This window comes from Streptomyces triculaminicus, from assembly GCF_017349075.1.
Classification (GTDB): Bacteria; Actinomycetota; Actinomycetes; order Streptomycetales; family Streptomycetaceae; genus Streptomyces; species Streptomyces triculaminicus.
Genome location: NZ_JAFMOF010000001.1, coordinates 782,096 through 800,124 on the forward strand (window position 1 = coordinate 782,096; position 18,029 = coordinate 800,124).

14 protein-coding genes are annotated in these 18,029 nt (G+C 72.9%); 7 read left to right on the top strand and 7 right to left on the bottom strand.

Translation table 11 applies throughout. The annotated features are described in order from the left end of the window. Positions 1 to 135 precede the first annotated feature (135 nt). Positions 136 to 1,266 (bottom strand): LLM class flavin-dependent oxidoreductase, encoded by a 1,131-nt coding sequence (locus tag J1792_RS03595; RefSeq protein WP_086573428.1) that lies wholly within the window; start codon positions 1,264 to 1,266, stop codon positions 136 to 138. Positions 1,267 to 1,421: 155 nt separating this feature from the next. Further along, positions 1,422 to 2,642 (bottom strand): amidohydrolase family protein, encoded by a 1,221-nt coding sequence (locus J1792_RS03600; RefSeq protein WP_086573424.1) that lies wholly within the window; start codon positions 2,640 to 2,642, stop codon positions 1,422 to 1,424. Positions 2,643 to 2,798: 156 nt separating this feature from the next. Here J1792_RS03600 and afsR point away from each other — a divergent pair, with 156 nt between their 5' ends. The 3 genes from afsR to J1792_RS03615 all read left to right on the top strand — a co-directional run bounded on the left by afsR (position 2,799) and on the right by J1792_RS03615 (position 7,205). Further along, positions 2,799 to 5,732, top strand: coding sequence for an SARP-family global regulator AfsR (gene afsR, locus J1792_RS03605; protein WP_086573426.1), 2,934 nt, complete (start codon positions 2,799 to 2,801; stop codon positions 5,730 to 5,732). A 383-nt stretch (positions 5,733 to 6,115) separates the two neighbouring features. After that, a complete protein-coding gene (locus J1792_RS03610; RefSeq protein ID WP_207246662.1) occupies positions 6,116 to 6,325 on the top strand; it encodes a hypothetical protein in 210 nt (69 codons plus the stop codon). Between the two features lie 652 nt (positions 6,326 to 6,977). Further along, positions 6,978 to 7,205, top strand: coding sequence for a hypothetical protein (locus J1792_RS03615; RefSeq protein ID WP_086575364.1), 228 nt, complete (start codon positions 6,978 to 6,980; stop codon positions 7,203 to 7,205). An 81-nt stretch (positions 7,206 to 7,286) separates the two neighbouring features. Here J1792_RS03615 and J1792_RS03620 read toward each other — a convergent pair whose 3' ends face one another. Then, entirely contained in the window at positions 7,287 to 8,921 is a 1,635-nt protein-coding gene (locus tag J1792_RS03620) for a FadD3 family acyl-CoA ligase (protein ID WP_207246663.1), read from the bottom strand. Positions 8,922 to 9,047: 126 nt separating this feature from the next. On the opposite strand from J1792_RS03620, the gene J1792_RS03625 reads away from it, so the two are divergent. Genes J1792_RS03625 through J1792_RS03635 form a run of 3 tightly spaced genes read left to right on the top strand, consistent with a single transcriptional unit; the run spans position 9,048 to position 11,434 of the window. Continuing rightward, complete coding sequence (locus tag J1792_RS03625; RefSeq protein WP_086574991.1) at positions 9,048 to 10,199, top strand: lipid-transfer protein; 1,152 nt, start codon at positions 9,048 to 9,050, stop codon at positions 10,197 to 10,199. A gap of 6 nt (positions 10,200 to 10,205) precedes the next feature. Next, a complete protein-coding gene (locus J1792_RS03630) occupies positions 10,206 to 10,670 on the top strand; it encodes a Zn-ribbon domain-containing OB-fold protein (RefSeq protein WP_086574997.1) in 465 nt (154 codons plus the stop codon). After that, on the top strand, positions 10,667 to 11,434 hold the full coding sequence (locus J1792_RS03635) for an enoyl-CoA hydratase/isomerase family protein (protein ID WP_086574993.1): 768 nt from the start codon (positions 10,667 to 10,669) through the stop codon (positions 11,432 to 11,434). Before J1792_RS03630 ends, J1792_RS03635 begins: the two co-directional genes overlap by 4 nt. 10 nt (positions 11,435 to 11,444) lie before the next feature. Here J1792_RS03635 and afsK read toward each other — a convergent pair whose 3' ends face one another. Together afsK and kbpA are read right to left on the bottom strand one after the other, a co-directional pair. After that, the gene (gene afsK / locus J1792_RS03640) at positions 11,445 to 13,985 is read right to left on the bottom strand and encodes a protein serine/threonine kinase AfsK (protein WP_086574995.1); all 2,541 of its coding nucleotides are present in this window, start codon (positions 13,983 to 13,985) and stop codon (positions 11,445 to 11,447) included. Positions 13,986 to 14,226: 241 nt separating this feature from the next. Beyond that, a complete protein-coding gene (gene kbpA, locus J1792_RS03645) occupies positions 14,227 to 15,039 on the bottom strand; it encodes an AfsK-binding protein KbpA (protein WP_207246664.1) in 813 nt (270 codons plus the stop codon). A 326-nt stretch (positions 15,040 to 15,365) separates the two neighbouring features. On the opposite strand from kbpA, the gene J1792_RS03650 reads away from it, so the two are divergent. Next, positions 15,366 to 16,013: a TetR/AcrR family transcriptional regulator gene (locus J1792_RS03650; protein WP_086574409.1), complete on the top strand. Its 648-nt coding sequence runs from the start codon at positions 15,366 to 15,368 to the stop codon at positions 16,011 to 16,013. Between the two features lie 244 nt (positions 16,014 to 16,257). On the opposite strand, the gene J1792_RS03655 is transcribed toward J1792_RS03650, so the two are convergent. Together J1792_RS03655 and J1792_RS03660 are read right to left on the bottom strand one after the other, a co-directional pair. Beyond that, positions 16,258 to 16,737: a nitroreductase family deazaflavin-dependent oxidoreductase gene (locus J1792_RS03655; RefSeq protein WP_086574419.1), complete on the bottom strand. Its 480-nt coding sequence runs from the start codon at positions 16,735 to 16,737 to the stop codon at positions 16,258 to 16,260. Continuing rightward, positions 16,737 to 17,996 carry an acyl-CoA dehydrogenase family protein gene (locus tag J1792_RS03660; RefSeq protein WP_086574418.1) on the bottom strand — a complete coding sequence of 420 codons (1,260 nt, stop codon included), beginning with the start codon at positions 17,994 to 17,996 and terminating at the stop codon, positions 16,737 to 16,739. Before J1792_RS03660 ends, J1792_RS03655 begins: the two co-directional genes overlap by 1 nt. Positions 17,997 to 18,029: the final 33 nt, after the last annotated feature.

Genomic DNA, 18,029 nt, shown 5'->3' on the forward strand with positions numbered 1-18,029 from the left:
ACTCGTCCTCGTCGTGTGCGCGGGCACGCGTGCTCGTCGTACGCAGCGGGCACGCGTGCGTACCCGCAGGGGCCTACGAGCGGGGCCGGGGCGGCGGCCCGGGAGGCGCCGCCCCGGTGCGCGGGGGCGCGGCGCTCAGGCCGTGGCGGCGGCCTGGCGGAAGCGCGTCGTGCGGTGGACCGGATCGGTGTCGATCTTCGGGACGACGTGCTCGCCGATGAGCCGGATGGTCCGCATCGTGTCCTCGTACGGCACGCCCACCGGCAGCCCGAAGGAGAGCTGGTCGGCGCCCGCCTGTTCCCAGCGCTTGCACTGGCGGAACACCTCGTCCGGGTCGCCGCAGATCATCAGTTCCTCGGCGATGAGCAGCTCGATGATCTCCTCGGTGTACTCGGGCAGCAGCTCGGGCCACTCGGGGATGCCCTCGGGGCGCGGGAAGGTGTCGTGGTAGCGGAAGAGCAGCGACTGCAGGTAGTGGAGGTTGCTGCTCGCCGCGATCCGCACCGCCTCCTGGTGGGTCTCGGCGCAGATGGCGGTGGTGGTGACCATGACGTTGTCGTTGACGAAGTCGCCCACGGCCTCGGCCTCCCGGACGGCCGTGCGGTAGGAGTCGACGACCCACTCCATGTCGGAGACCTTCTGCACGCTGAAGCCCAGCACGCCCAGCCCCTTGCGGGCGGCCATGGCGTACGAGGAGGGCGAGCCGGCGGCGTACCACATGGCGGGGTGGGAGGGGCCGTACGGCTTGGGCAGGATCCGGCGCGGCGGCAGCGACCAGTGCCGGCCCGCGAAGCCCTCGTACTCCCCCTCCCGCCACATCTTCGGGAACTCGGCGATCGTCTCCTCCCAGATCTCCTTCGTGGCGTCCATGTCGGTGACGCCCGGGAGGAAGCCCAGGATCTCGTGGCTGCCCGCGCCCCGGCCGGTGCCGAACTCGAACCGCCCGCCGGAGAGGTGGTCGAGCATGGCGGCCTTCTCGGCGACCTTGACGGGGTGGTTGACCTGCGGCAACGGGTTGAAGATGCCCGAGCCGAGGTGGATGCGTTCGGTGGCGTGGGCGAGGTAGCCGAGGAAGACGTCGTTGGCGGACAGGTGGGAGTACTCGTCGAGGAAGTGGTGCTCGGAGGCCCAGGCGTACTTGAAGCCCGCCCTGTCCGCCTGGATGACGTACTCGGTCTCCTCCATCAGCGCGTGGTGCTCGGCTCGCGGATCGGCCCGCGAGCGGGTCGCCGGTACGTAGCCCTGCACGAAGATCCCGAATTCCACGGTGGCCACCGCCCGTCTTCCAAGGTTTCTGACGTACCGTCAGATCAAGTAGGTGCGACTGTGGCACCGCGCGCGGGGAGCGTCAAGAGGCCGAAGAGGCCCATGGCGGGGTTCCGCGGACGCCCTCATGGAGCGACCCCCACCGGCAGGCGCTCTCACCCGCCGACCCACAGCCCCTCCGGCGTGAGCCCCAGCAGCTCGATGGCGTTGCCGCGCACGACGCGCTCGGTGACCTCGGGCGACAGATGCGCCATCTGCTCCTCGGCCACCTGCCGCGACCTGGGCCAGGTGGAGTCGGAGTGCGGGTAGTCGGTCTCGTAGAGGACGTTCCCGGCGCCGATGGCGTCGAGGTTGCGCAGGCCGAAGGCGTCGTCGAAGAAGCAGCCGTAGACATGCTCCGCGAACGCCTCCGACGGCGGCCGCAGCACCTTGTCCCCGATGCCGCCCCAGCCGCGGTTCTCCTCCCACACCACGTCCGCCCGCTCCAGGATGTACGGAATCCAACCGATCTGCCCCTCCGCGTACATGATGCGAAGGCCGGGGAAGCGGTCGAACGTGCCCGACATCAGCCAGTCGGCCAGCGAGAAGCAGCAGTTGGCGAAGGTGAGGGCCGAGCTGACGGCGGGCGGGGCGTCCTCCGACGTGGAGGGCATGCGCGAGGAGGAGCCGATGTGCATGGCCACGACCGTCCCGGTCTCCGCGCAGGCGCGCAGGAAGGGGTCCCAGCCGTCGGAATGGACGGACGGCAGGCCCAGGCGGGGCGGGATCTCGGAGAAGCACACCGCGCGGACGCCGCGGGCGGCGTTGCGCCGCACCTCCTCGGCGGCGAGGCGCGCGTCCCACAGGGGCACGATGGCGAGCGGGATCAGCCGGCCCCCGGCGGCCGGGCCGCACCACTCCTCGACCATCCAGTCGTTGTAGGCCCGCACGCACAGCAGCGCCAGCTCGCGGTCGGCGGCCTCGGTGAAGGTCTGCCCGCAGAAGCGCGGGAACGTCGGGAAGCACAGAGCCGACTGGACGTGGTTGAGGTCCATGTCGGCCAGTCGCTCGGGAACGCTGTACGAACCCGGCCGCATCCGTTCGTAGGTGATCCCCTCGAGCCGGATCTCGTCTCTGGAGTATCCGACGGCGGTATCAAGCCGTGTGAGAGGACGGAACAAATCCTCATAGACCCACCAGTCCGCCACGGGCCCTTCGTCCCCCGGGGCGCCCATGACGGTCGCGAAGCGTCCGCCGGTGAACGTCATCTCCTTCACCGGCGCCCTTACGATCCGTGGCCCGACGTCGCGGAATTTCGACGGAAGCCGGTTCCGCCAGACGTCGGAGGGCTCGACCGTGTGGTCGTCCACCGAGATTATCGCGGGGAAGCTCGCCATGGCCGACACGTTAGCGCCGATCTGACGCTTCGTCAGTAACGCTCGGGGAAGGCCCTTGGTGGGCGGAGGCGAGAGGCCGGAGACCCCTGCTGACGCAGAGGGCCCGAACAAGGCAGACTGGCCGGTGCGACCGAGCAGGACAGGCAGGGGGTCACGATGGCCGGTGATACAGGGCACGGGCTGGAGCTGCGTTTCGCTGTGCTCGGGCCCGTTCGCGCCTGGCGGGGAGAGACACCGCTCAACACCGGGTCTCCGCAGCAGCGGGCCCTGCTCGCCGCCCTGCTGCTGCGCGGCGGACGCACCGCCACCGCGCCCGAGCTCGTCGACGCCCTGTGGGGCGGCGAGCCGCCGCACGCGGCGCTGGCCGCGCTGCGCACGTACGCCTCGCGGCTGCGGAAGGCGTTCGGGCCGGACGCGGACGCCCTGGTGAGCGAGGCGGGCGGATACGCGATACGCGTCCCGGTGGACGGGCTCGACATCGACGTGGCCGAGCGGCTGGCGGCGGAGGCCGACAAGGCGCACGGCAGCGGGGACCGGCTGCGGGCGCGCGAGCTGATGAACGACGCCCTGGCGCTGTGGGACGGCGAGCCGCTGGCGGGCCTGTCCGGGCCGTACGCCGACACGCAGCGGGCGCGGCTGGAGGAGTGGCGGCTGAGCCTGCTGGAGGCCCGGCTGGACGTCGATCTGGAGGTCGGCGGGCACGCGGAGGCCGTCTCGGAGCTGACCGCCCTGACGGCCGCGCATCCGCTGCGCGAGCGGCTGCGGGAGCTGCTGATGCTCGCGCTGTACCGCAGCGGCCGCCAGGCCGAGGCCCTGGCCGTCTACGCCGACACCCGGCGCCTGCTCGCCGACGAACTGGGCGTCGACCCCTGCCCGGAGCTGTCGGAGCTGCAGCAGCGCATCCTCAACGCCGACGCCGACCTCACCGTCCACTTCACCACCGCCGACCGCGTCGCGGCCGGCCCCACCTTCGTCCGCCCGGCCCAGCTGCCGGCGACCGTCTCGGACTTCACCGGCCGCGCCGCCTTCGTCGACGAGCTCAGCGAGCAGCTGGCGACGGCCGAGGGCCGCATCATGGCGGTCTCCGCCGTCGCGGGCATCGGCGGCGTCGGCAAGACCACCCTCGCCGTGCATGTCGCGCACGCCGCGCGGAACCACTTCCCCGACGGCCAGCTGTACGTGGACCTGCAGGGCGCCGGGCCGGTCGTCGCCGAACCGGAAGCCATCCTCGGCTCCTTCCTCCGCGCCCTCGGAATCCCGGATTCCGCTATTCCGGACGGCGTCGAGGAACGCGCCGCCCTCTTCCGCTCCACCCTCGACGGCCGCCGCGTGCTCACCCTGCTCGACAACGCCCGCGACGCCGCCCAGGTCCGCCCCCTGCTGCCCGGCACCGAAGGCTGCGCGGCCCTGGTCACCAGCCGCATCCGCATGGTCGACCTCGCCGGCGCCCACCTCGTCGACCTCGACGTGATGAGCCCGGAGGAAGCGCTCGTCCTCTTCACCCGCATCGTCGGCTCCGAGCGGGTCGGCGCCGAACGCGACGCCGCCATGGACGTCGTGGCCGCCTGCGGCTTCCTGCCGCTCGCCATCCGCATCGCGGCCTCCCGGCTGGCCGCCCGCCGCACCTGGACCGTGTCGGTCCTGGCCCGCAAGCTCGGCGACGAACGCCGCCGCCTGGACGAACTGCGGGCCGGCGACCTGGCCGTGAAGGCCACCTTCGAGCTCGGCTACGGACAGCTCGAACCCGGCCAGGCCCGCGCCTTCCGCCTGCTGGGACTGGCCGACGGCCCCGACATCTCGCTGGCCGCCGCGGCCGCCGTCCTCGACCTGGACCTCGAGGACACCGAGGAGCTCCTCGAGTCGCTCGTCGACACCTCGCTCCTGGAATCCGCCGCCCCGGGCCGGTACCGCTTCCACGACCTCGTACGCCTCTACGCGCGTGCATGCGCCGAACGCGACGAACAGCCGCCCGCCGAACGCGCCGCCGCGATGTCGCGCCTGCTCGACTTCTACCTCGCCACCGCCGCCGGCGTGTACGTCATGGAACGGCCCGGCGACCAGCTCCTCGCCCACCTGACGCCCACCACCCACCCCGGGCTCACCTTCACCGACCGCAGCGCGGCCGGCGACTGGCTCTACGTCGAGGCCGGGTGCCTGCTCGCCTGCGTGCGCCAGCACGCCGACTCCGGCGGCGACACCCTGCGGCGCGCCGTCGACCTGCTGCTGGCCGCCAAGGACCTCGCCGAGTCCGGCGCCGACGCCCGCCAGTACGAACTGGCCGCCACGTCCCTCCTGGCCGCCACCCAGGCCGCCGGCGACGCCCGCGCCGAGGGCCGCGCGCGGACCGTGCTGACCCACGTCTACAACTGGTCCGACCGCTTCGCCCTGGCCGACGAGCACGGCCGCCACGCCGTGCGGCTCGGCCGCTCCACCGGCGACCCCATCGCCTGCTGCTACGGCTCCAACAACCGCGCCATCGCCGCCATCTACCAGCAGCGCCACGAGGACGCCGAGGCCTTCGTCAACCAGGCCCTCAGCTACTTCCGCGCCGACGGCAACCGCCCCGGCGAGGCGAGCACCCTGAGCAACCTCTCCCGGGTCCACCTGGGCATGGGACAGGTCCAGTCCGCCGTCCGCCTCGCCGAACAGGCCCTGGCCATCTACCGCGAGATCAACGTCTCCTGGCGGCTCGCCAACGGCCTCTACGCCTACGCACTGGCCCTCACCAAGGCCGGGCGCTTCGACGACGCGCTCAAGCGGCTCAACGAAGCCCTGCCCATCTTCCGCGACAACCGGCAGCGGCTGTGGGAGGGCATGACCGTCTTCCGCATGGCCGAGCTCCACTTCGCCGCCCGCCGGCCCGCCCAGGCCGCAGCCCACGCCGAGCAGGCGCTGGCACAGCTGCGCGGCATCGGCGGCGCCAGGCGGCGCGGAAACGTCCTGACCGTACTGGGCCGTTCCCTGAACGCCCTGGGCCAGCCGGGCCGCGCACAGGCCTGCTGGACGGAGGCCCTGGCCATCTTCGAGCAGCTGGGCTCGTCCGAGGCCATGGAGGTACGCAGCCTGCTGACGCCGGTCGCGGCCGCGTAGCGGAGGGGGCGGGGGCGGCGGGGGCCGGGGCGGCGGGTTTTTTGCGGGATTCCTTGCGGGACTCTTCGCCCTTTCATGGGCTGTTGCGCATGCCCCGGAACGGCCCGGAAGGGCCCCGTCCGGGCCCCGAAAAGGCCCCGAAAGGGCCTGGTGCGGGCCGCAAAAACGCTGTCACGTGCCCGTTCATCGATCGTTTATCGCGGTACGGCACTCTAAGGGATGTCGATCCGTCGCGTCGGGGGGCAGGCGGGTCGTAGGTGAGGCCTCACCTCCAGGGTGAACAGCCCTGATGTGCCCGTCCGGCGGTCCTCGGGGGAGTCGCCGGGCGGGTTCTGCAGTCCCCATCGAACCTTACGACTCGCACTGACCATCTGGAGAAGACGATGAGCGACGAGCGACAGCTCAAGCCGGTCGACGCAATACCGCAGGACGACCACCCGACGGGGACCGAACCGCTGGTCGCGGTCCAGGCCCGGCCGGGGGACGACCACCCGACGGGGACCGAGCCGTTCGTCCTGATGGACGACCACCCCACGAGTCCTCCGCCGCTCCGCCTGCTGGACGACCACCCGACCACCGAGAAGCCGTTCTAGCCGCGGCTCTCACGCTCCACAGCTTTCCAAGAGCTTTCCGACCCACGGCGTGAGCCGGGGAGCTTCCGCCACACATCGGCCGGAAGCTCCCGGGCCCACCGGCTCCCCTGGGGGCAACGGGGGAAATCAGGGGACGGGTACGGAGAGGGTGCACGAAGGCCACCGGGGAACCACGGGGAATCACGGGGGTCACGGGGAACGGTCCAGGGGACACGGGGAACCAGGGCCACAGGGGAAACCGAGGGACAGGCCAACGGGGAACGGGGGCCGGTCCAACGGAGGTAACGGGGGCACGGGGGAAAACGGGGGAACGGGGACTCAGCCCAACGGGGAAACGCGGGGCTGAGTCCAACGGGGACCACGGGGAAACGGGGGACGGACCCACGGGGAAACGGGGGTCAGGCTCAACGGGGACACGGGGGAACGGGTCCAACGGGGGATACGGGGGAACGGGGGAATCGGGGGAACGGGGGTTGAGCAACGGGGATCGTCAGGGGCCGGCGTCGACGGCGGGGAGGGGGAGCCGTCGATGCCGGCCCCTGCGTGGCGTCCCAGGCGGAGCCGTGCCCCACCACGGCACCCGCCGACGGAGCACCACGGAGCACCCGGGACCAACCGGCCCACGCATCAACCCCCGAACAGAGGAGTAGCGATGAACCGCACGACCACGATCGCCAAGACGGCACGCGGCAGAAGGGCGCTCGCGATACTCGGCGTCGCCGCGGCCGCGGCGATCATCGGCGCCGTCCCGGCGGTCGCCGACGACGACCACCCGGCGGACGAGACCGCCACCGTGCAGGCGCAGCGGGTCTTCGACGACCACCCCGCCGGCGGCGGTGACGACCACCCTGACGCCGTCTCGTACGACCGCATCGGCTGACGACGGGCAGGCCGGACGGGCCGAGGGGAGCCCGTCCGGCTGTTGAACGCCGAGCGCCTGAGCCCTGCCCCAGGCGGCGCCCTAAGGCAGGTCCCTCAGCTTCCGCTTGAGCACCTTGCCCGCCGCGTTCCGTGGCAGCGACGGGACGAACTCCACCCCGCGCGGCACCTTGTAGTTGGCCATCTCGCGCCGCGCCCAGGCGATCAGCCGCTCCGCGGTGAGCTCCGGCTCCACCCCGGCACGCCGCACCACGAATGCCCTGCCGACCTCCCCCAGCCGCGCGTCCGGCATGCCGACGACCGCGACCTCCGCGATTCCGGGATGCCGCGCCAGCACGCGCTCCACCTCGGCGGGGTACACGTTGAAGCCGCCGACGACGAACATGTCCTTCACCCGGTCGGTGATCCGGAGATTGCCCTCGCCATCGAGGACTCCGACGTCCCCGGTGTGCAGCCATCCCTCCCGGTCCACGGCCCGCGCCGTGGCCTCGGCGTCCTCGAAGTAGCCGGACATCACCTGGTAGCCGCGCACCAGGATCTCCCCCGCCCCGCCGGGCGGCAGCAGGGCCCCGTCGGCCCCCACCACCTTCACCTCGGTGCCCGGCACGGCCCGCCCCGACGTCGTCGCGACCTTCTCCGCCGGATCGCCTCGCCGGCACATGGTGACCAGCCCGGTGGCCTCGCTCATGCCGTAGGCGGTCAGCACCGTGGGCACGCCCAGTTCGCCGCGCAGCCGGTCGATCAGCGGCCGCGGCACGACCGCCGCCCCCGTCACGACCACCCGCAGCGACGAGAGGTCGTGCCCGCCCCTCGCCGGGTGGTCGAGCAGCGACTGGTAGAGCGTGGGCGGCCCCGGCAGCACGGTGATCCGCTCGGCCGCGACGGTGGCCAGCACGGCCTCCGGGGTGAAGACGGCCTGGGGAACCATCGTGGCCCCGCGCATCAGCGAGGCGATGACGCCCGCCTTGTAGCCGAAGGTGTGGAAGAACGGGTTGACGATCAGATAGTGGTCTCCTTCCCGCAGTCCGGCCAGCGTGCTCCAGTCCCCGAAGGCCCGCAGGGTCTGGGCGTGGGTGATGACGGCTCCCTTGGGCACCCCCGTGGTGCCCGAGGTGAAGAGGATGTCCGAGGGCGCGTCCGGGTCGACGGAGTCGGCCCGCGCCTGGACGGACCGGGCGGGCACCGCGTTCCCGGCGGCGAGGAACTCCTTCCAGCCGTGGAAGTCGGCGGGCGCGTCATCGGCCAGGACGACGACGTCCCGTAGCTCCGGCAACCCGGGCAGCGGGCCCGCCACCTCGGATCCCGCTCCCGGTGCCGCTCCGGCTCCCGCCCTCGCCGCACTGCGCAGGGTGGCGACGTAGGAGGTACCGAGAAACGTGCCGGTGACGAAGAGCAGCCTGGCCCGGGTGCGCGCGAGCACCTGGACCGCCTCGGCGCCCTTGAAGCGGGTGTTGACCGGGACCAGCACCGCGCCGGCCGTCACGGCCCCCAGGGCGGAGACGATCCAGTCCACCGTATTCGGTGCCCATACGGCGACCCGGTCACCCGCTTCGACCCCGAGGGCCAGGCACGCGGCGGCGGCCCGGTCGACCCGCTCGCCGAGCTCCCGGTACGTAAGGCGGGTGCGGCCGTCGACGACGGCCTCGCGATCGGCGTACCGGGCGGCCGCCGTATGGACGAGCCGGGGTATCGAGCCGAATTCCAGGTCACCGCGCATCGCACGCCCTCCCGGGCCCCAGGCGTCGCCCGGCGCCCCGTACCCGGCATCCCCATGAGCTGACTGTTCGTCAGATTAGCGATACCCTTCCGCGCTGTCAGCAGGACCAGCAGTCCGGAGGCCGCGATGACGGCAACGCTCAAGGACACCACTGCGATCGTCGGCATAGGTCAGACCCCCTTCGCCCGACAACTCCCCGAATCCGAGAAAACCCTGGCCTGTCGCGCCGTCCTCGCCGCGCTGGACGACGCCGGCATCCCCCCTTCCCAGGTCGACGCCTTCGCCTCGTACACCATGGAGGAGACCGACGAGGTCGAGCTCGCCAAGGCCATCGGCGCGGGCGACGCGACCTTCTTCTCCCGCGTCGGCTACGGCGGCGGCGGTTCCTGCGCCACCGTCGCGCACCTCGCCGCCGCGATCACCACCGGTCAGGCGACCGTCGGCGTGGCCTGGCGCTCACGCAAGCGCGGCTCCGGCCCGCGCCCGTGGACCGAGACCCGGGCCCAGCTCCCCACCCCGGCCCAGTGGACCCGCCCCTATGGACTCCTGCGCCCGGTGGACGAGATCGCGATGCTCGCCCGCCGCTATATGCACGAGTACGGCGCCACCCGGGACCACCTCTTCGACGTCGCTCTGGCCTGCCGCAACCGCGCCAACCAGAATCCCGCCGCGATGATGTACGACCGTCCGCTGACCCGCGAGATGTACATGACCTCGCGCTGGATCAGCGATCCGCTCTGCCTCTTCGACAACTGCCTGGAAACGGACGGCGCACTGGCCTGCGTCGTCGTCTCCGCCGACCGCGCACGCGACTGCCGCCGCGCCCCCGTGTATGTGCACTCCGCCGCCCAGGGGCTGCCCGCCCAGCACCACGGCATGGTCAACTACTGGACCGACGACCCGCTGACCGGCCCCTCCTGGGCCGCCGCCCGGCAGCTGTGGAAGCACGCCGACTTCGGCCCCGCCGACGTCCATGTGGCCCAGATCTACGACGCGTTCACCCCGCTGATCCCGCTCTCGCTCGAGGGCTACGGCTTCTGCGGGCGCGGCGAGGGCGCGGCCTTCTCCGAGGGCGGCGCCCTCGAGATCGGCGGCCGGCTGCCCATCAACACCGGTGGCGGCGGGCTGAGCGAGGCCTACGTCCATGGCTTCAACCTCATCACCGAAGGTGTCCGGCAACTCCGCGGCAGCTCCACCGCGCAGGTGCCCGGCGCCACGACGTGCCTGGTCACGGCGGGCGAGGGCGTCCCCACTTCGGCACTTCTGCTGAGGAGTTGAGTGCTCATGTCCTCCATGATGAGGGGCACCACTGACAACGGGCCGCTGCTGCCCGTGGCGGACGCGGACGGCCTGCCGTTCTGGGAGTACGCCGCACGTGGTGAGCTGCGCGTTCAGGCCTGCGCGGACTGTCACGCGCCGCGTTTCCCGCCCCGCCCCTGCTGCCCCGGCTGCGGTTCGTTCGCCACCGAGTGGCGCCGGATGTCCGGGCGCGGGCACATCTGGTCGTACGTCCTGCCCCATCCGCCTCTCCTGCCCGCGTACGCCGCACAGGTGCCGTACAACGTCGTCATCGTGGAGCTCGCCGACTCCCCCGGCATCCGTCTGGTCGGCAATGTGGTGGCGGCGGCCGATGCCGGCCTCGGCTCGGTACCGCCCTCGCGGCTGCGGATCGGCGCTCCCGTCACGGCGGTGTTCGCCGAGGTCGCGCCCGGCGTCACCGTGCCGCGCTGGATCCTGGAGGGCCGATGACCGTCCGCACCGACGTCCGGCCGGACGGGGTCGCGCTCGTCACGCTGGACCGGCCCGAACGCCACAACGCCATCGACCTCCCCACGGCCGCCCGGCTGAAGCGGCTGTGGGGCGAGTTCCGCCGCGACGACGGCGTCCGGGCCGTCGTGCTGACCGGTGCGGGGGACCGCGCCTTCTGCACGGGCATCGACCGCTCGGCGGACGTCCCGCAGCCCGGCTCCCCGTACTCCCTGGACGACCCTCTCCTGGACGTCGGCCCCAAGGCCGCCGACCTGTGGAAACCGGTCGTGGCGGCCGTCGGCGGCATGGCCTGCGGCGGGGCGTTCTACCTGCTGGGCGAGTCGGAGTTCCTCGTCGCCTCCGAGAACGCGACCTTCTTCGACCCCCACACCTCGTACGGCATGGTCAGCGCCTACGAGTCCCTTCACATGGCCCAGCGCATGCCGTTCGGCGAGGCCGCGCGCATGGCGCTGACGGGCACGGCCGAGCGCCTCTCCGCCCGCCGCGCGTACGACATCGGGCTGGTCTCGGAGCTCACCCCGCCGGGCGAGGCCGTGGCCTCGGCCCTGCGCGTGGCGGCCGTGATCGCCGCCTGTCCGACCGAGGCGGTCCAGGGCACCGTGCGCGCCCTGTGGGCGGCCAAGGAGGCCGCCCGCGCGCACGCCTTCGCCCTGGCCCCCCACCTCGTCTCGCTGGGGAGCCTGCCGCCGGCGGACCAGGCGGCACGCTTCGCCGCCCGCACCCGCGACCACCGGGTGCGGTGACCGCGGGCCGTCACCGCCGCGACAGACCCGTCCCCTTCGCCGCGTCCAGCGCGTAGACGCACCGGTCCTTGCTGCACGCGTAGACGACGCCGGCGGCCGCCACCGGCGAGCCGGTGATCTCGCCGCCCGTGGCCAGCTTCCAGCGGAGCTGCCCGCCCGCCGCGTCCACCGTGTAGAGACAGTGGTCGGCCGAGCCGAAGTGGACCCTGCCGTCGGCGACGACGGGGGCCCCGACGATCTCGCCACCCGCCGCGAACCGCCACCTGGGCGTGCCCGTGACGGCGTCCAGCGTGTACAGCGCGCTGCCGCTGCCCAGGTGCACCGCCCCGGCCGAGACCAGCACCGGCTCGGTCGACTGGCGGGCCTCGGTGGCGATACGCCAGCGGTCCCGACCGGTCGTCGCATCCAGGGCGTACACCGTGCCCAGGTAGTCGGCGATGTAGACGCCGCCGCCGGTCACCGCGGGCCCGGAGGCGAACGCGGGCGCGCTCAGGAACACCGCCGGCGCCTCGAAGCGCCAGCGCACGTCGCCCCGCGCCACGTCGATCGCGAGGACGCGCGTCCCGGCGGCGACGTAGACGACGCCGTCGGGCGCCTGCAGCAGCCGCACCGGCACGCCGCCGCAGGCCGCCGTGTCGCCCACGGGGTACGACCAGCGCTCCACGCCCGTGCGGGCCTCGAGCGCGCGCAGCCGCGCGTCGGCCCACACGTACACCGTGCCGTCGTGGACGACCGGCCCGCAGTCGGGGGTCTCGAAGTCGGTCTGCGCCCCGCTCATCTCCCACAGCAGCTCGCCGTTGGCGGCCTCCCACGCCTGGACGCCGCCGCCACGGGTGCCCGTGACCACGGTGCCCCGGTCGGCCTTGAGGGAGTACACCCACCCGTCGGTCGCCAGCCGCCACCGTTCCGTACCGTCGGCGGCGTCGAGCGCGTAGAGGGTCGGGCCGTCGGAGGCGTGTATGCGGCCGTCGGCGACGGCCATGGCCCAGGCCACGTCGCGGGTCTTGAACTGCCGTCGTCCGCTGGCCACATCGAGGGCGTGGACCTCGAAGGACGTGACGTACAGCAGGTCCTCGGAGACGACGGGGGTGCCCCACACGTCGTTGGACATGCGGAACCGCCACGGCCGCCAACGTCCCGGGGTCTCCTGGGTGTTGGCGCCGCTGTCCGGCGTCGCTTCCGGCGCGGGCGCCGGCGGCTGGGCGGGCACGGCCGCCATGGGCGAGCCGGCCGGGGGGCGTACCCAGCCGGTCGTGGAGCTCGCGCCCGTACGGTCGAGCGGATCGCGGGCGTCGGCGACGCGCGGCCCCGGCCCGATCGGCACCTGCGAGCCCGCCAGCCGGACGGTCCCGTCGGGCGCGGCGGCCGCCGGGACGGCGGCGTGCCGGCCCTGCGGGCTGATGGGGGCCACCCCGGAGCGTGCGGCGTGCGGACCGCTCAGCCCGCCCCGGGGGTCGGGCGCACCCACGGCGGACCGGCCGGCGACCGGGCCGCTCGCATGGCCGTCGCCCCAGCCGGCCGGGGCGCGGCCGCCCGACGGCTCGTAGGCCGGCTCGGGGGTGCGGGCGGGAGTCGGCGGCTGGGCGGGCCGGGGCGGCACGCTCGACCGGCTCCGGCCGCCGCCACGGGCCCCTCCGGCGGCGGGCGGGCGGTGCCCGGCCCGGCGCTGCTCGATCAGGGAGACGGCGTTGTCGGGCAGCCACGCGGAGGCCGTGCCGCTGTCGTCGTCCCCGCCGGAGGCGAACAGGTGCGGGGCGAGCTGGGACTGCAGGTCGGCCGGGCTGGGGCGGCTCTCCGCCGCCATCTGCATGCAGGAGTCGATGAGCGGTCGCAGCTCGTCCGGCAGGCCGCTCAGGTCCGGGCCCTCCCTGAGCAGCATGAAGACCGTCTCGACGGGGTTGGCGCCATGGAAGGGGGCGTGCCCGGTCGCGGCGAAGACCAGCGTGGAGCCCAGGGAGAAGATGTCGCTGGCGCCCGTGACGCTGCGGGAATCGCGCGCCTGTTCGGGTGACATGTACGCGGGGGTGCCGACGGCCACATTGGTCATGGTCAGTCGCGTGTTGGAGACACCCGACGCGATGCCGAAGTCGATGACCCGCGGACCGTCCTCCACCACGAGCACGTTCGACGGCTTGAGGTCGCGGTGCACGAGCCCGGCGCCGTGGATGGACTGCAGCGCCTCCGCGATGCCGGCGGCCAGCCAGCGCACGGCCTGGGCCGGGAGCGGCCCGCACTCATTGACTATCTCCTCGAGCGAGGGCGCAGGGACGTACGCGGTGGCCAGCCAGGGCACGGCCGCCCGCGGATCGGCGTCCACGACGGCGGCGGTGTAGAAACCGCTGACCGCACGAGCCGCTTCCACCTCACGGGTGAAGCGGACGCGGAAGAGCTGGTCCTCCGCGAGCTCCGTACGCACCGTCTTGATCGCCACGCGCCGGCCGGACGCCGAGCGGGCGAGATAGACCAGCCCCATGCCGCCGGCACCGAGTCGGCCGAGCACCTCGAACGGGCCGATCCGTCTCGGGTCGTGCTGCGTAAGCTGCTCCACCACTGACCTGCCACCTCCCCGTGGGGGCTTGAAGAGTTTCAGCCCCGTGCAGCGTCTCACCGCGAAATTATCCCGGGGTACGCACCCTGATTCTTCCTGGCGAAGCCCCCGGTTGCGAACCCGGGGCACGCTTCGCCGTGTCTCCGCCATATCCGGTCATATGCCATCACATGCGGATCACTCACCCCTACACCCCCTCCTCACCTCGCGTTTTTCTCCCCTCCCCCGTCCCGCCCAGCCCCGGCTACCCCTGTCCCGGCCCGGTGACGTCGGAGACATCGATGACGGCGAAGTCGGCCCCCTGGTCGTCGGCGAGCACGGCGAAGCGCCCGTAGGGCGTCTCCTGCGGATCCCGGCGGACCCGGCCGCGCAGACGCAGCGCCGTGCGCACCGTGTCGTCGCAGTCCTCGACGACGAAGTAGACGAGGAAGTGGGCGGGCATCTCCTGAGGGAACCGACCGTCCATGACGGCCCGGCCCACCACGGCGTTCTCCGGGGCGGCGGCCTTTCCGGCGGGCGTCCATATCGCGAACTCGATGCCCGCCTCGTCGCTCACGTCATGGGTGCTGAAGCCGAAGACCGCCTCGTAGAAGGGGTCGATCGCCTTGACGTCCCAGGTGAACACCTCGGCCCAGCCGAACGAGCCGGGCTCGCCCCGCTTCTCGAAGCCCTTGTGGCTGCCCGCCTGCCAGACCCCGAACACCGCCCCTCCGGGGTCGACGGCCATGAGCATCGTGCCGAACGGGCCGACCGCCATCGGCCCCATGATGATCTGCCCGCCCGCGGCCCGGATCCGGTCCGCCGTGGCGGCGGCGTCGGCGGAGGCGAAGTAGACGGACCAGGCCGTCGGCATCCGGCCGTCGGGCTTGGGCGCGAGCGCCGCGACGTTCTTCCCGTCGTGGAAGGCCTGGGTGTAGTGGCCGTACTCGCCGCCGCTGTCCTGGAAGGTCCAGCCGAGGAGTTCGCCGTAGAACCGCTTGCCGGCCTCGACGTCGGACAGCATCACATCCGCCCAGCAGGGCACGCCTTCCTGGATTCCGTCCGTGGCTGTGCTCATGGTCGGCTCCTTCCCGCGCGACCGGACTGCGCGACCGGGCTGTGCGAGGTGGACACGACACCCGGCGCACCGGGTGTTCTCGCTGCCACGGTAAGGGGCTTTCCCCGATCCCGCGCGGCCTGTGGACAGCGCCGGGAATGGGCCTGTGGATATCCGCGTCTACAGCTTGTTCATAGGACAATTCACCGGTACGGGCCAATCCGGTTCAACTGTCTTCCCGGGCTCTCACAACGGCTCTGACCTGCGGTTGTACCCCACCGCAGACCCCCGCCCCCATTTGCATGCGGCCGAATCGCGCTCCGATCACCCCTCGGTAAGCTGACGGCATGACAGGACAAGTACGCACCGTCGACGGCCGGGTGGCCGGTCGGCGCGGCCAGGCGACGCGGCAGAAGCTGCTCGACTGCCTCAGTGAAATGCTCAGCTCCTCGCCCTACCGGGATGTCAAGGTCATCGACGTCGCCCGCAGGGCCGGCACCTCACCCGCGACCTTCTACCAGTACTTCCCCGACGTCGAGGGCGCCGTCCTCGAGATCGCGGAGGAAATGGCGAAGGAAGGCGCAAGCCTGACCGAATTCGTCGCAGGGCGCTCATGGGTGGGCAGGTCCGGCTGGCAGACGGCCGAGGAACTCGTCGACGGCTTCCTGGCCTTCTGGCGGAAGCACGACGCGATCCTCCGCGTCGTCGATCTCGGGGCGGCCGAGGGCGACAAGCGGTTCTACAAGATCCGCATGAAGATCCTCAACGCCGTCACCAACTCCCTGACGGACTCCGTCAAGGAGCTCCAGGCCAAGAACAAGGTGGACAAGGACGTCAACCCGGCCGCCGTGGCCGGCGCGCTCGTCGCCATGCTCGCCGCCGTGGCCTCGCACCAGAAGGGCTTCCAGAGCTGGGGCGTCAAGCAGGCCGAGCTCAAGCCCAACCTGGCGCTCCTGGTGCACCTGGGCATCACGGGCAAGAAGCCGACCAAGTAACGCCCGGAGCCGCCGGCCGAACAGGCCCCGGCGCACGGCGATCCGGCGCGGGAGCGCCGCACCACGCACGTCCTGTCATCGCAGCGGCGGGCCGCTCGGGCTCGGCCCCGTGCGGCCCGCCGCGGTGCGACGCGTCAGCGGACGCCGCTCGCGCGTTCGCCTACTCCGCACCGCACCCACCGCGCTCGCCCTCCGCGCCCGTCGCCCGCGTCCGCTCACCGCGGCTGTCGCCCGCTCACCGCGACTATCGCCGTTCCAGCCGGAAGAGCCGGATCTCCCGCTCGATACGCGCCTGATACCGCGCGTACGGAGGCCAGAAGTCGAGCACCGCCGCCCACGTGGCCTCCCGCTCCGCCCCCCGCAGCAGCCGTGCCCGCACGGGAATGTCGTGCCCCTTCCAGCTGATCTCCGCGTCCGGGTGCTTCAGCAGATTCACCGTCCAGGCGGGGTGACCGGGCCGCCCGAAGTTGCTGCCGATCAGAACCCATGTGTCATCGCCCGTGCCCCGCTCCGGCATGCACGCCAGGGGGGTCCGCCGGGCCTGGCCGCTCCTGGCGCCCGTGGACGTCAGGACGACGCTGGGCAGCATGCGAGCGCTCAGCAGCGCCCTTCCGCCCGTCAACCGGTGCACCGCCCGGTCCACGGCCGGGAGGAAATGCGGGGCGACCCTGGCGAACGTACGACTCGAGGACACCCTCTGCACCAGGCGCACCAAGGCGGCCATCACAGCACCACCGCTTCCCGGTCGTCCGTCGCGTCAAACAGCCCGGCCGCTGCCGCCGCCCGCGCGCGCAGACCGTGCACCGGCCCGAACAGCAGCTCGTCAGACGTCGCCCGTTTGAAGTACAGCTGCGCGTCGTGGTCCCAGGTCACCCCTATGCCTCCATGCAGCTGAATGGCCTCCCCGGCGACCAGCCGGGCCGTCTCCAGCGCCCTCGCGAGCGCCACGCCCGCGACGGCCGCGCCGGCGGCCGCCTGCCCCGCACCGGCGGCCCACGCCGCGTAGTACGCCGCCGAGCGGGCCGCCTGTACGGCCACGTGGAGATCCGCCAGCCGGTGCCCCACGGCCTGGAAGGAGCCGATCGGCCTGCCGAACTGCTCCCGCACGCGCGCGTACTCCACAGTTCTCTCCAGCACCCGGTCCGCCGCGCCGACCGCCTCCGCCGCCAGGACGGCCGCCACGGTGCCGCCCAGCGCCGCCAGGGCGCCGCCCACGTCGTCGTCCGCAGCGTCGTCCGCCTCGCCCAGCCGCTCGGCCCGTACGTCCCGCAGCTGGACGCGGGCCTGGGGCCGGGTCTCGTCGAGAGCGGTCAGCCGCCTGCGGACCGCACCGCGCGCCTCCTCCGGCCGGACGAGGAAGAGCAGCGTCCGGCCGCGCGCGTATCCGCCGGTGTGCGCGGCGACCAGCAGGAGGCCGGCGCTGTGCCCGTCCAGCACCTGGCCGGCCTCGCCGTAGAGCCGCCAGCCGTCGTCCGTCCGCCGTGCCTGCACGCCGCCCGACCGGCCCCCGCCGGACCAGTCGGCCGCGTTCCCGCCGGCCTCCTTCCTGCTGATGGCAGCGGCCCGGTCGGTCAGGCCGAGGGCGGCCGGAAGGGTGCCGCTCGGCAGCACGAGCGTTCCGGTCAGCTCGCCGGAGGCGAGGCGAGGCAGCAGCCTCTCGCGCTGCTCCCGGGTGCCGAGCGCGGCCACGAGCGGCGTGGTGAGCGCCGCCGTCGCGAACAGCGGCGAGGGGCACAGCGCGCGCCCGGTCTCCTCGCACGCCAGGGCGAGCTCCATCGGCCCGTAGCCGGCTCCCCCGTACCGTTCCTCCACCGCCAGCCCCGCCAGCCCCAGCTCGCACCCGAGCCGCCGCCACAGCTCCTCGTCGTAGCCGCCCGGGGTCAGTGCCGCCGCTCTGACATCACCGGAACCGCAGTGCTTGAGCAGCACATCACGGACGGTACGCCGGATCTCCCGCTGCTCCTCGCTGACCGTGGCATCCATGAGCGGCACCCCTCTCGGCGGAACTGACGGGCA